The organism is Pseudomonas sp. BGA-UO-ETr-WB11 (assembly GCF_059567785.1).
In genome coordinates this window covers 256,944-270,925 of sequence record NZ_JCAQOS010000005.1, presented here as the reverse complement: position 1 = coordinate 270,925, position 13,982 = coordinate 256,944, and the positions used below count along the sequence as shown (strand labels likewise).

Here is a 13,982-nt window from a genome sequence, read left to right as displayed (position 1 = left end):
CTCCAGAGGCTTGAGCGGCTTTGTTCAATTTAGCCGGTTTGCAGCGGCCTGATCAGCCGCCTTGGGTTACGCGTATTACTGCCCGTGCTGATGCTCGCCGTGCGCAGCCGGCGCGTCCTTTTGCACGGCCACTTCAACCTGCACCGCGCCGGCGTGTTCGAAGTGCAAGGTCAGCGGGAAACGCTCACCGTCCTTGAGCTGCTTGGGCAGGCTGAACAGCATCACGTGATAGCCCATGGGGGCGAATGCCACCGCGGTGTTGGCGGCGATTTCGACGCTGGCGACTTGCTGCATCTTCATCACACCGTTCTGATGCAGGTGCTCGTGCAGCTCGGCCTTACCGGCGGCAGGGGTGTCAACACGCAGCAGGCGATCAGCGCTGTCGCCCTGGTTTTGCACCACGAAGTACACCGCCGCAGTGGGCGCGGTCGGCGGCATTTCGCGCGACCAGGGATGGTCGATATGCAGGTTGCCGCTGTCGTATTCATGGGCCACGGCCACGAGTGGCGTGCTCAGCAATGCGGCGAGCGCGAGGGCTTTAGTCAGTTTCATGGGGTTTCTCCTTGCGGGATCGGTATAGGTTTTTTTAAACGACGCGGGGCTTTGCGTCGGCCACTGCCACGCCGCAAACGGCGCCAGCCAAGGACGATGCCGGTGACGCTGATGGCCAGGCCGCCAAGGCTGAAAACGATGATCAGCACCTCGCGCAGCCACGGACGCTCCAGCAGCGGCAGCCAGTCCCAGCTGTGCAGCAGATTGAACACCCAACGCTCGACGCGCTGACGGCGGTCGAGCTGTTCAATCAGTGCGCCGCTGTAGGGGTCCAGGTGCAACCAGGTGGCGCTCGGGTCGGCGAAGCGTACGCGCAGCATGGGCAAGCGCTTGCGCTGGTTGCCGTACATGCTTTGCTCGGCGCGCGGGTAGTAGTAGAAGTCATAGTTATCCAGCCACTCGACCTGCACCGGTGCGTCCGGTTGTAGCGCACGCGCTGCATTCTCCAGGGTGCTGGCAGGCAACTGCGCCAGCACCTCGGCGCCCTCCGCCACGGGCAGAACGCGACTGTCGCCCGCGCGGTCGTAGGCCACTCGGTACACCTGGCCACCGACGATTTGCCAATGCAGCTCGCTGGCGACAAAGCCGTCCTGACGCAAGCGCGCCAGCGTCTCGACCGGCGCCTGCGGGTCGCTGCTCGCGGTCAAGGCCGCGCCACGATAGCCGGCGGTGGCCAGACGCTGCGGGCTGTCAAACAGATGCCAGGGGCGCATCGACATCAAGCCGCTGAAGATCCAGGCGATCAGCAGCAGGCCGAACAGCAGGCCGCCGATATGGTGCCAGCGCGCAAACCCACCCGCGTAGGGCGAGCGCGAGCCGCTGCGGTAAGGCTTGGCAAAGCGCCAGCGCAGCAAGCCAACAACCTGCCCGAGCAGCGCGGCGAAGGTCGCCGCCAGCGCCAGGTAGATGACAATCTGCGCCCACCAGGGGCTGTCGCGCAGCGGGTACAGCCAATGCAGCCAGGAGCCCAGCCAATTCCAGGTACGCTCCGTGGCACTGGCATCGCGCACCACCGCGCCCGTTTGGCTGGAGATGTACAGCAGGCTGCCCGGCTCATCGTCCAGTTGCACCCGGTGCAGGGGGCGATGACTGTCCAGGGCACGCGAGCGGCTCCAGGCATCCTCCTGCACCTGGCCCTGATAGTGGGCCAGCGCGTTGCCGTCAAACTGGCGGGCACTGGCCATGGCCTGCCTGACATCGACCGGCGCAATCCGCCGGCCCTCGCGGGCATCAACCGCCAAGTTGCTGCCATCGGCATAGCCAAGCAGGTAACGCGGTTCGCCGGCCACACTGCTGAGGCGCAGTGTGGTCGGCGCCTCGCTGCGCCCGCTGGCGGCCAACACCTGCTCCAGCCCCACGCAGCAATCATGTGACGGCAGTTCCGGCAGGTGCGCCAGGTGCTCGGCCGGCGTTAGCTTGGGGTAGCCGACATACAGCATCACCACCCCGGAGACGAACCACAGTGCCATAAACAGGCACAGGGCAATGCCCAGCCAACGGTGCCAGAGGTACAGATAGCGTTTGATCGCCATGGGCGCGTCCTCTTAGAACTGCGTGTCTACAGCCACTTCGAAGGTGCGCGGCGCACCCATGTAGTAGAGGCTGCCGTAGGCCTGTTTGGCATACAGTTCATCGGTCAGGTTACGCACTCGCCCGGTCACCGCTGTGTGCTCGTCCACCTGGTAACGGGCGAACGCACCGTACAAGGTGTAGGACGGCGCCTTGAGGGTGTTGGCGTTGTCGGCGAACACCGAGTCGACATAGCGCGCATCCACGCCGGCCTTCCAGGCGGGGTCGATGTCGTAGGTCAGCCAGGCGTTGGCCACGCTGTCCGGCACGTTGGTCGGGGTGTTGCCCTCGCGGGACACCGACACGCCGTTGACGGCTTCGTTGAACTCGTCGTACTCGGCATTGACGTAGGCGTAGTTGGCTTCAGCCAGCAGTTTCGAGGTGACTTGCAGCTTGCCCGCCAGCTCGATGCCGCGGGACGTTTGCTGGCCGGCCTGGACCGTCAGGTTGGGGTTGTTGGAGTCCTTGACGGTGAAGTCACGGCGCACGATTTCATACAGCGCCACGGTGGCCGAACCGCGCCCATCGAGAAAATCCAGCTTGCTGCCGACTTCCCACTGTTCACCCGTGGTCAGGTCGTAGAGGCCAACCTGCGAGTAGGTTGCCGAAGCCAAGGAGCCCGCGGGTGGGTCGGCGGCCGTGCTGTATTGCACGTAGACATTGGCGGCCGGGGTCAGCTCATACACCAGGCCAGCACGCCCGGTAAGCGGCTCCCAGGTGCGCTCGAAGAACGCCGGACTGGTGGGCGTCACCGTGCCGTAGTTGGTCACTTCCATGTCCAGGTGGTCATAGCGCAGGCCGGTCAGCAACGACAGACGCTCGGTCAATTCCAGACGATTTTCCGCAAAGCCCGCCAGGGTAGTGACTTCATGCTTGCGCTGCTTCTGCAAGCCGCCATTGACACCCGGAATGTCGTAGAAGCTGCCTGGATCAAAATGGTCCGGATCAACCGTGTCATACGGACTGGAGCTGAACTTGCCATTGGGGTACAGCGTCTGCTGGTTGACCGAGTAATCCAGACCCGCCGACCACTGGCTGAACAGACCGAACAACTGATTATCGTGACGCAGCTCGAAGCGGTTACCGTCAACCTGCTGATCATGCCGCTGCAAATACGCCGCGGAGCGACTCACCAGGCTGTTGTCAGCGTTATAGGTGTAGTTTTCCAGGTTGCGATAATCGCGCTGGGCGTCGTAGTGATAGAGGGTGTTCTGCAGGCTGGTGCTGTCATTGATCTGATAGTCGAGGATCGAGCGCAGCCAGTGCACACGCTGCTCATAACGGCCATCGGCGACGTTGTAGTTCTCGAAGCGGCGATCCTTGTCGATCTTCATGGTGTCGCCAACCGGCTTAAGCAGCGGCGAGCCCCAGTACGGGCTGTCTTCCTGGTCTTCCTGATACTCCAGCGCCAAGGTGTGGCTGAGGTCGGGCGTCAGGTCGCTGAGGATCGAGAAGGCCATGCTGGTGGATTCGCGCTCATTGCGATCCATATAGCCGTTGCCGCCGGTACGGCTGATATCGAAGCGGGCAAAGTGTTTGGGATCGGCGTCCGTGCTCAGCGCCTGATTAACGCCCAGCGCCAGCTCCGAGCTGTCATAGCTGCCATAGCGCAAACGCCCTTGCACGGCCTGCTCTTCGCGGTTGGCCAGCTTGGTGATGTAGTTGATCGAGCCGCCCACGGCGCCAGCGCCGTAGAGAAAGGTCGACGGCCCACCGATCAGCTCCACCCGGTCATAAATCCAGGCATCCACCGGCCGCGTGGCGCTGCTGTAGCTCATGCCGATGCCGTTGTAGAGCTGGGTGATCTGCCCGGCGGTAAAGCCGCGGTAAGACACATAGCCGCCGTAGCCCGGGTTAGCTGAAGCATTCACCCCGGTCATGCTGTTGATCACATCCTGGGTGTCCTTGGCGCCACGCTCTTCAATGATGGCGCGATCGGCAACGCTGACCGAGGCGGGTGTTTCGCGGGCGGTCAGGCCCAGGCGCGAACCCGTTTTGATCGGCTCATCGAGCAGGATGCCAGAGGGCTGTTCGAGGGCGCCCTCGACGGTCAGCGGTGCCAGTTCGACCGAGCTTTCATCGGCCCAGGCCAGATTGCAGGCGCTGATCAGCAGCACCAGAGAGGTGTTGGTTACATTCATGAAAAACAACTTCCACGCGAAAAGTGAAGGCTGAGTCGTTCGACTACGCCAAGGCGTCGGCCGACTGAGTCAGGCTGATTGATTCACTGCGAGAAAGCTGGAGGGTGAAGCGCGAGGGTTGAGCGACGGCCACAGATAACGCGGTGGCGGTTGTGCCCAGCTGCGCACAACAATCGGCGCGACGGCGTTGCCCGGCGCGTAATCCAGGGCCCAGACAGAAGAGTTGATGGCCACCGAGAACGCAAAGGAAGAGCACAGCGGACAAGCCAGCGAGGCGGCTTGTTGCGACTGATCGGAATGGCCCAGATCAACAGCCGCACCATTACCGCTCTCGACCGAGCAGAAGCCGCCGTTTAGGCCACTGAGACTTTGCCCGCTCATTTGCCCGTGATGAAGCCCGCAGGCGAACAGACTGAATAGGACGCTGGCGAACAGCATCCATGCAATCTGCGAACGGTTTTCACGGGCAAGTTTCATGGCCGCGACTCTAGCACCAAGTTTCTCGGCAATATAGCCGCACGCCGCGGTCAATTGCCGCAAGGCATGGGCCTTGGCAGCGCATTGGCGTACTTGGCAGAGGCTATGCCTTACAGGCGCGGGACACGCATTTTGCCAACCAGCAAACAGTCACTGTAGCGACGAAAACACTAGGATCGTGTAGCGATAGGCGACGATTCTCGCAACGTCCAGCACTCGACTAGACTCAGGGCCGTAGATCTTTCGCAGCTGATGAGAGCGCCCTCTCGGTCTGCCGACATCAGCGGCTGAAAGATGGCAAAAACGCTGATGCATTTGTATTAGTCCACCTCAAACAGAGCACCTGCATGCCCGCACCTGATCGACATCATGCTGTACGAGTCGCATTGAGCGCCCTCTGTTTGTTGCTGGCCACCAGCCTTCCAGGGCTGGCATTGGCCTGCGAGAAGACCGTGCGCTGGGCCAACGACCCGCCGTATGACATGCGCGGCGAGGATGGCACGATTCACGGAGCGACCGCAGACCTGCTGCGCGAAGTGCTCACGCGCATGGGCTGCCAGGCCATATTCGTCGAACTGCCCTGGGCACGCGGGCTGCGCAACCTGGAAAAAGGCACCCTGGACATCCTTCCGGGGGCGCTGGTAACGCGGGAGCGCGAGGCATTCGCCTATTTCTCCCAGCCGACCAATCGCTCACCCAACGTACTCTTCGTCAATCGTCGCGTCGCCGAGCGCTTTGCCTTCGACTCACTGGCACAGCTCAGTCACAGCCCCTTCCGCCTGGGTATTCAGATCGACGTGGTCTACAGCAGCGAGTACGCCGCACTGTTCAAGCAAGCGGACTTCCAAAAGCGCACCGTTGCCATCACTGAACGGCGCAACGGATGGCAGATGATCAAGGCCGGACGCCTGGACGGGATGATCGCCGATGAGGTCACCGGGCTGCTGGAGCTACAACAGTTGGACCTGTCCGCTGATGTTGTACGCAGCCCCCTGGTGGTTTCAGAGGAGCCCGCCGCTGCGGCGTTCAGCCGTAAATCAACCAACCCGCAATTTGTCAGCCGCTTCAACCAAACCCTGGCCAAGGTGATAGACGACGGCACCTATGTGCGCCTTGTACAGCCGCACATGCCCTGCCTGGTTTCCGCTGCCGCACTCGGCTGCTTGCAGGCTGCCGGCGGACTGGCCGATCAAGCCTTGCCAACACCGACTCAATCTTCCAGCACGCTAGACAACGACAACACAGTCATCTCGTCACTTCCGGACGCCAGTTCTGCGGGCCAGCGATGAGCTGATCCTAGGATCAAACCCGGTTGCCACCGCCACGCTTGCGCGCTTGCTGCAACAGGGCCTCGGCAATCTCACCGAGGGGCAGAATGTCCTCGGCGCCGCCAATGGCCACAGCTTCGCGCGGCATGCCGTAAACCACACAGGTGGCCTCATTCTGGGCCACGGTGTAGCCGCCCGCCTGGCGAATTTCCAGCATGCCCTGGGCACCATCCTTGCCCATGCCGGTGAGCAAACAGGCAATCACGTTGCGCCCGGCACACTGCGCCACCGAATGAAACATCGGGTCCACCGCCGGTTTGTGCCGGCGCACCGGCTCGGCATCAGATAAGCGCGTCACGTAATTGGCGCCAGAGCGTTCGACCAGCAGGTGTTTGTCTCCGGGCGCCAGAAAGGCGTGACCGGGAAGAATGCGCTCACCGCCCTTGGCCTCGACCACGTTGATACGGGTCATGCGATTCAGCCGCTCGGCAAACGAGCGGGTAAAGCCTGGCGGCATATGCTGAGTAATTACGATCCCCGGGCTGTCCGCCGGCAAACCCAGCAGCACATCTTTGATCGCTTCGGTGCCACCGGTGGAGGCGCCAATGGCAATCAGCTTCTCGGTGCCGATAATCGGTCGGGGAGCGCCACTGCGCGGCGCGTCATCCACTGGCATGACCGGCTGCACCGAGCGCGGGATCAAGCGTGCCAGGCTGGCAGCCTTGATCTTGTAGCAAATCTCCTCGGCATAGGCCTGCATACCTTCGCGAATACCCAGCTTGGGTTTGGCGACAAAGTCCACCGCGCCCAACTCCATGGCACGAAAGGTGGCCTCTGAGCCTTGCTCAGTTAGGGACGAGATCATCACCACCGGCATCGGCCGGCCGCGCATGAGTTTTTCCAGAAAGGTCAGGCCGTCCATGCGCGGCATTTCCACATCCAGGGTCAGCACGTCCGGGTTCAGTTGCTTGATCAGGTCACGTGCCACATAGGCATCCGGCGCCTGGCCAACCAGCTCCAACTCGGGGTCGGCCTGGATGATTTCCTTGAGCAACGCTCGGATCAGCGCCGAGTCGTCTACCACCAACACTTTGATTGGCATACCAGCCCTCTAGAAAAGATCGATCTCGCCCGCCACCGGGGTTCTCTTGATGCGCAGGCTGTATTCCATTTCCCGGTCCAGCAGGGTGGTGTTGTGCAGGTTTCTCAACTTTTTGACCATAACCCGCCCTGTGGCGGGGAAGTAGTAAACCTTGCGCGGATAGATATCCAACAGGTCTTCGGCCACCACTGGAATGCGCTCGGTGTGCAGATAGTCGTGGACGAACTCGACATTGCGATCGCCAATATTGTTGGCAGTCATGCCGCGCAACACACTGCCGCCGCCAAACACCTTGGCTTCAAAGCAATTGCGCCGGGCACCGAGTTTGAGCAGGTGGTTGATCAGCAGCTCCATGGCATACACACCGTAACGGGCCGACGTGGAAATCGGGCTGATCCCGCCATCATTGTTGCCCGGCAGCATGAAGTGATTCATCCCGCCAATGCCACTAACATGATCACGCAGGCACACCGACACACAGGAGCCGAGCACGGTGACGATCACCAGGTCACGCTGGGTGACGAAGTATTCGCCAGGCAGAATCTTCACCGCATCACAATTGAACTGGCGGTCAAAGTAGGTGTTGGGGGCCAGGGAGCTGATGAAGTCGTATTCCATCGTCAAGCCCCCTTGAGGGCCGGACGATAGACCGTCCGCTCGATCAACTTCACCAGATGGGTAGCTTGCACAAAGCTCTCCGAATGCCCGGCAAAAAACAGCCCGTCGGGCCGCAACAGATGCACCATGCGTTCCAGTATCTTGTTCTGGGTCGCCTTGTCGAAATAGATCATCACATTGCGACAGAAGATCACGTCCAGCCCAGGTTCGATGCCCCAGTTGCTGTCCAGCAAGTTGATCTGGCGAAACTCGACGAGGGCCTGCAATTCCTGACGCACGCGCACTTTGCCACGCTGCCCGCCCTTGCCGCGGAGGAAAAACTGCTTCTTGCGCGCGGGCTCCAGTTGCTCAATACGGTCCTCGGGGTAGATGCCATTGCGGGCGATGGTCAGCACACCGGTGTCGATGTCCGAGGCGATGATCTCCACCGCCGGCGCAAAACTGCCCAGCGCTTCAATCATGGTCATGGCCAGGGAATAAGACTCTTCTCCGGTACTGGAGGCCGAGCACCAGATGCGCAATGTCCGCCCCTGATGGGTCTGTTTGCGCACATGCTCGGCAAGCATCTCGAAATGATGGCTCTCGCGGAAGAACGCCGTGAGATTGGTGGTCAACGCATTGATGAACTGCTGCCACTCTTCATCGTGCACCTCCAGGTAGTTGAAGTACTCGGCAAAGCTGCGCAGGCGCAGGCTGCGTAGCCGCCGAGCCAGACGGCTGTAAACCATCTGCTCCTTGGTCGCCGAAAGGCTGATACCCGCCTGCTGGTAGAGCAGGCGCCGGACGCGTTCAAAATCGCCCGGCGTGTAGTAGAACTCCCGCAGCTCCTGGCCAGGTACCTGTTCCGTCGAGCGACTCAGAACTCCTCCCATTCATCATCTTTGGGCTTGCTCGGCCGCGGCAGGCTTTTGGCCGGCGCGCTGGCACGCGGGGCGCTGGGCGCCGGCGCACGCGGAGCGCTCAGCCGTGGCGCGACCGGGCTCGGCACCGCCGCACTGGCCACACCATCAAACTTGAACACCGCCACGGCTTGCGACAGCACCGAGGCCTGATCCTGCAGGGCTTCGGCGGCCGCTGCGGCCTCCTCCACCAGCGCAGCATTCTGCTGGGTCATTTCGTCCATCTGCGAAACAGCACCATTGACCTCCTCAATCCCGGTGCTCTGCTCGGCGGAGGCGGCGGCGATCTCGGCCATGATGTCGGTAACGCGTTTGATCGCCACCACGATGTCATTCATGGTTTGGCCAGCCTGGGCCACCAGGGTGTTGCCGGTATCGACCTTATCTACGGAGTCGGAAATCAGCGTCTTGATTTCCTTGGCGGCGGCCGCCGAGCGTTGGGCCAAGGTCCGGACTTCGGCCGCGACCACAGCAAAACCACGGCCCTGATCGCCAGCCCGCGCGGCTTCCACCGCAGCGTTGAGGGCGAGGATGTTGGTCTGGAAGGCAATCCCGTCGATGACGCTGATGATGTCGGAGATCTTGCGCGACGACTCGTTGATCGACGACATGGTGTGCACCACCTGCTGCACCACGGCACCGCCGGTAGTCGCCACCTCGGAGGCATTCACCGCCAGAGAGTTGGCCTGCCGTGCATTGTCGGCATTGAGCTTCACGGTCGAGGTCAGCTCTTCCATGCTCGACGCCGTTTCTTCCAGGCTGGAGGCCTGCTGTTCGGTGCGTGCCGAGAGGTCAGCGTTGCCGCTGGCGATCTCGCTGGCGGCGGTGTAGATGGTGTCCGCCGACTCACGGATCTGCCCAAGCATGTTCGACAGGCTCTGTGCAGTTTCGTTGGAGTAGTCCTTCAGTTGACCGAAGGTTCCCTCATAGTCAGCCTCGATACGCTGAGTCAAATTACCCTCGGCCAAAGCGCCAAGTACACGCACCACATCCTTTAGACCTTTGTCGGAAGTGGCCATTAACTCGTTCAGACCGCCAGCCAGATTCAGGAAGAAACCCTGTTTGTCGGCGGTATTGATGCGCTGACTAAAATCGCCGGCCCCGGCAGCATTAACCAGATCAGCCACTTCGCGCTCAACCGACACTTCAATGGTCCGATCAGCCCATTCCACCACCGATCCCAGGCGATCACCTGTGTCATTGATAACCGGGTTGGCCACCAAGGCGAAGGTGCGGCCACCGACCTCAATCTGTGCACGGTAAGTGCTGGTAAACGTAGCCAGCAGACGCTTCTGGTGTTCCGGATTTTTGTGGAACTGGTCGATTGAGCCACCCGCCAACTTGCTCACATCGAAATTCGGCAGGACTTTCCGCAGGTCACTTTCGGCGTTCTGCAACATAGCCACTACGGTTTTGTTCATGTAGATGATGTTGCGCTCGTTGTCGGCAATCATCACGTTGCTGCTGACGTTATCCAGGGCAATCTTGACCCGTGCGTTTTCCGCCGCCAGGGCCTGCTCGCGCTCACGGATGGCCAGTTCGGCGGTCATGTCCTTCCATTCCACCACCATACCCAGGCGTTTACCTTCGGCCATGATCGGGGTGACGATCAGGTCAAAGCTGCGCTGCCCGATCACCAACCGTGTCTGGTAGGTCTGCTGCAGGCGGTCAAGCATGTTGCGCTGATGGCTGGGGTTCTTGTGGAACACATCGATGTTGCTGCCCAGAATGGCCTGGGCGTCGAAGCTCGGCAGGTCCTTGCGGATATCGCCTTGCGCCTCAGCAAACATGCGCTGCAGGGCATGGTTGGTGTAGATGATGTTGTAGTTGGCATCGGCCACCATAATGTTGGTGGCCGCCACATCCAGGGCCTGACGAATGCGCAGGCTTTCCTGGGCGCGGCGCTTGGTGTCGGCGAACTCGAAACCCAGGCGGGTTTGCACGCGCTTGAGCGCCAGGGTCATGCCAGCTAACTGATCAAAACCGTAAGCCTCGATAATGCCGTCGAAGTTGGCCTGGCCGAAGTTCTCCAAGTGTTTCTCACTGACCCGCAGGATGGCAATCAAGCGCCCAACCATCTGCCCACCGCAAACCAGCATCAGCAGGGAAAGCAGCAAGCCCACCACCAGCAACGGCCAGGCCTGAATATAAATGGCGAAGCCACTGACGGCCGTGGACAACAGGCTGACGAGCGCCAGCAGGCTGAACTTGGTCCCCAGCCCCGAGCTCTTCAGGGCTCGCGCTGGCAGGTTGAGTTTGCTCAGCAGACCGTCCTTGACCCCACGCCCCTCGCGAATGGCCCAGCCCTTGGCCGTGCCTTCGCGGAAACGCCGGTACAGCTGCTCGGCAGCGCTGACCTGTTCACGACTCGGGCGGGTGCGCACCGACATGTAACCGACCACCGTGCCGCCTTCGCGCACAGGTGTAGCGTTGGCCACCACCCAGTAGAAGTCGCCATTTTTGCAGCGGTTCTTCACCAGCCCGGTCCACGGCCGCCCAGCTTTCAAGGTGTTCCACAGGTCGGCAAAGGCCTCTTCCGGCATGTCCGGATGGCGGACCAGATTGTGCGGCTCACCAATCAATTCGGCTTCGACAAAGCCACTGGCTTCGACGAAGTCTTCGTTGACGTAGGTAATTCGGCCTTTCAGGTCCGTGCGCGACACAATGTTCATGCCGTCGCGGAGCAGGTATTCCTGATTGGTAATCGGGAGGTTGGTACGCATGCTTGACTCCTTGGCCTTAAGCCTCGATGTGCGCTGGACCGCTCAGTGCCTGTGAAAAATGGCAGCGCGGCGCCTGCCCTCCAGTGATGATCGGGCTCGCCGACCGGCGACCTGGCGTAACCACTGACTGTTGCAATTGGACAATCCTGTTCATGGGTGCTCCCGCAGACAGAGGCACCGCGCCACTGGCTGTGGACGGCGCGCAAAAAGCGATGCTGGTGTTAGTCGTTGGTTTCGTTGAGCAGGGCCATTTCACCACTGCTCATCAAGCGTTCTATGTCCACCAGAATGAGCATGCGTTCCTCGACCGTGGCCAGGCCCATCAGGTATTCGGTGTTGAAGGTGCTGCCAAACTCCGGGGGCGGTTTGATCGCGCCATGGGCCAGGGCGATAACATCGGAAACCGAGTCCACCACCACGCCAATAATTCGCTTCATCACATTGAGAATGATCACCACGGTGAACTGATCGTAGGTCACTCCCGGCAGGTTGAACTTGATGCGCAAGTCGATGATCGGCACGATCGCACCGCGCAGGTTGATCACCCCTTTGATAAACGCCGGACTGTTGGCAATCGCCGTGACCTGGTCATAACCGCGGATCTCCTGCACCCGCAGAATGTCGATGGCGTACTCCTCACTGCCCAGGGTGAAGGTCAAGAACTCCTGGGTCGGCTCGCTGCTGTGCTGGCTCTGCTGGGTGTCATGCATGATTGGGCGTTCCTTGGCTGGCGAGGCGTGGCAGGGCATCGACATCGAGAATCAGGGCCACGCTGCCATCGCCCATGATGGTGGCGCCGGTGATGCCGTCGACGCGGCGGAAGTTTTGCTCAAGGCTTTTGATCACCACCTGCTGCTGACCAATCAGATCGTCCACCTGCAGGGCGAAGGTATTGCCCTCGGCTTCGAGGATCAGGACGATGCCGCCCACGGTCGGTGGCGGCTCGGCGGCCAGGTTGAGCAGGCGGTGCAGAGACAGCAGCGGTAAGTACTCGTTGCGCACGCTGATCACCGCACTGCTGCTACCGCTCATGCTGTAGATATGCTCGGCTTTGAGCTGCAGCGACTCGACGATATAGGTCAGCGGTACGACGTAATGGACCTTGTCGACTTCGACGATCATGCCGTCGAGGATCGCCAGGGTCAGCGGCAGGCGGATGGCGATATGAGTGCCCTGGCCGGCCACCGAGTTAATGTCGATGCGCCCGCCGATCGAGGTGATATTGCGCCGCACTACATCCATACCCACGCCACGGCCGGACAGGTCGGTGACCGCCTCGGCGGTGGAGAAACCCGGCATAAAGATCAGCTGCCAGACCTCACTGTCGGGCATGTCATCACTGACCGGCATACCCTGCTCTTTGGCCTTGGCCAGAATGCGCTCGCGCGACAGGCCTTTGCCGTCATCGCTGATTTCCACCACGATGCGCCCGCCCTGGTGAAAGGCCGACATGCGCACCGTGCCCATGGCCGGTTTTCCCGCCGCCAGGCGTTCGGCCGGCAGCTCGATACCGTGATCGATGCTGTTGCGCACGATATGGGTCAGCGGGTCGGTGAGCTTTTCGATCACGCCCTTGTCCAGCTCGGTGTGTTCGCCGCGCAGCACCAGCTCGACTTGCTTGCCCAGCTTGCCGCAGGTATCGCGCACCAGCCGCGGAAAGCGGTTGAAGACAAAGCTGATGGGCAGCATGCGAATCGACATCACCGCTTCCTGCAGTTCGCGGGTGTTGTGTTCCAGCTGGGTCAGGGCCTGGTAGATGCGTTCGTGCTCGGCCGGGTCAAGTACCGAGGTCAACTGAGCGAGCATGGCCTGGGTAATCACCAGCTCGCCGACCTGATTGATCAGGCTGTCGATGCGCTCGACGCTGACCCGAATCGAGCTGGACTCGGCATCCGCTGCTGGCGCAGCAGGCGCGGCGCGGCGGTCGCTGCTACGCCGATCATGGGCCGGCGCGGCGACCACGGCAGGCGCGCCCGCCAGCGGTGCTCCGGGCGCCTCCGGAAAAAATCCATAGGCCTGTTCAGTCACCGCAGCGCTGGGTGCCCCCGGCGCATCATCAAAGAATCCGTAGGCGCTGTCGGCTACAGGGGGGTGCACAACCGGTGGCTCATCAGCAAATAAGCCCCAGGCCTGTTCGACCGGTGCAGCCTCAGCCTCAGCCGCTGCAGTGTCAGCGGCCGGTGCGCCTGGGGCATCGTCGAAGAAGCCGAAGCTGTCATCCTCGGGGACGACTTCACGGGCGCTGCCCTGCTGGTCGATCAAAGCCTGCAAGCGCGCGACCGTGGCCTGCACGGCAATACTCGGATCGGGGGTTTCGTGCTTGTGCGCCGCCAGCAGCTGCGCCAGCACATCGCGGGACTCCAGCAGCACATCAATCATCTGCGCCTGCAGGGCGATCTGCCCGGAACGCACCTTGTCCAACAGGGTTTCCAGCACATGGGTAACGGCGGTGAGGTCATCAAACCCGAACATGCCGCTAGAGCCCTTGATCGAGTGGGCGGCGCGGAAAATACCGTTAAGGGCTTCTGCATCAGGCTGGGCAACATCCAGCGTCAACAGCAGATGCTCAAGGGCAGCGAGATGCTCTTCTGCTTCCTCGAAGAACACCCCAAGAAACTGACTCATACCAAAGG

General features: G+C 61.4%; 10 protein-coding genes and 2 pseudogenes. 1 reads left to right on the top strand and 11 read right to left on the bottom strand.

What is annotated here, in order from left to right; translation table 11 throughout:
• Positions 1-75 precede the first annotated feature (75 nt).
• The 4 genes from AC56DI_RS06630 to AC56DI_RS06615 all read right to left on the bottom strand — a co-directional run bounded on the left by AC56DI_RS06630 (position 76) and on the right by AC56DI_RS06615 (position 4,739).
• Positions 76-552, bottom strand: coding sequence for a copper chaperone PCu(A)C (locus tag AC56DI_RS06630; RefSeq protein WP_496345450.1), 477 nt, complete (start codon positions 550-552; stop codon positions 76-78).
• Entirely contained in the window at positions 549-2,078 is a 1,530-nt protein-coding gene (locus AC56DI_RS06625; RefSeq protein WP_496345818.1) for a PepSY domain-containing protein, read from the bottom strand. Before AC56DI_RS06625 ends, AC56DI_RS06630 begins: the two co-directional genes overlap by 4 nt.
• An 18-nt stretch (positions 2,079-2,096) precedes the next feature.
• Positions 2,097-4,262 (bottom strand): TonB-dependent receptor, encoded by a 2,166-nt coding sequence (locus AC56DI_RS06620; RefSeq protein WP_496345449.1) that lies wholly within the window; start codon positions 4,260-4,262, stop codon positions 2,097-2,099.
• A 69-nt stretch (positions 4,263-4,331) separates the two neighbouring features.
• Positions 4,332-4,739 (bottom strand): DUF2946 domain-containing protein, encoded by a 408-nt coding sequence (locus tag AC56DI_RS06615; protein ID WP_496345448.1) that lies wholly within the window; start codon positions 4,737-4,739, stop codon positions 4,332-4,334.
• A gap of 386 nt (positions 4,740-5,125) precedes the next feature.
• Between AC56DI_RS06615 and AC56DI_RS06610 the strand changes: the two genes are divergently transcribed.
• Complete coding sequence (locus AC56DI_RS06610) at positions 5,126-6,028, top strand: substrate-binding periplasmic protein (protein ID WP_496345447.1); 903 nt, start codon at positions 5,126-5,128, stop codon at positions 6,026-6,028.
• Between the two features lie 13 nt (positions 6,029-6,041).
• Here AC56DI_RS06610 and AC56DI_RS06605 read toward each other — a convergent pair whose 3' ends face one another.
• From AC56DI_RS06605 to AC56DI_RS06575, 7 genes and pseudogenes are all read right to left on the bottom strand, one after another.
• Positions 6,042-7,109 carry a protein-glutamate methylesterase/protein-glutamine glutaminase gene (locus AC56DI_RS06605; protein WP_496345446.1) on the bottom strand — a complete coding sequence of 356 codons (1,068 nt, stop codon included), beginning with the start codon at positions 7,107-7,109 and terminating at the stop codon, positions 6,042-6,044.
• A 9-nt stretch (positions 7,110-7,118) separates the two neighbouring features.
• A complete protein-coding gene (gene cheD / locus AC56DI_RS06600) occupies positions 7,119-7,727 on the bottom strand; it encodes a chemoreceptor glutamine deamidase CheD (protein WP_496345445.1) in 609 nt (202 codons plus the stop codon).
• 2 nt (positions 7,728-7,729) lie between these two features.
• Positions 7,730-8,599 (bottom strand): CheR family methyltransferase, encoded by an 870-nt coding sequence (locus AC56DI_RS06595; protein ID WP_496345444.1) that lies wholly within the window; start codon positions 8,597-8,599, stop codon positions 7,730-7,732.
• A pseudogene (locus AC56DI_RS06590) lies at positions 8,584-10,134 on the bottom strand (methyl-accepting chemotaxis protein); the annotation flags it as partial. The gene AC56DI_RS06595 and the pseudogene AC56DI_RS06590, both read right to left, overlap by 16 nt.
• A 237-nt stretch (positions 10,135-10,371) precedes the next feature.
• Positions 10,372-11,298 (bottom strand): annotated as a pseudogene (locus AC56DI_RS06585) (PAS domain S-box protein); the annotation flags it as partial.
• A gap of 272 nt (positions 11,299-11,570) precedes the next feature.
• Positions 11,571-12,059, bottom strand: a complete 489-nt coding sequence (locus AC56DI_RS06580; protein WP_496345443.1) for a chemotaxis protein CheW — start codon at positions 12,057-12,059, stop codon at positions 11,571-11,573.
• Positions 12,052-13,974, bottom strand: coding sequence for a chemotaxis protein CheA (locus AC56DI_RS06575; RefSeq protein WP_496345442.1), 1,923 nt, complete (start codon positions 13,972-13,974; stop codon positions 12,052-12,054). Before AC56DI_RS06575 ends, AC56DI_RS06580 begins: the two co-directional genes overlap by 8 nt.
• Between the last annotated feature and the right edge of the window lie 8 nt (positions 13,975-13,982).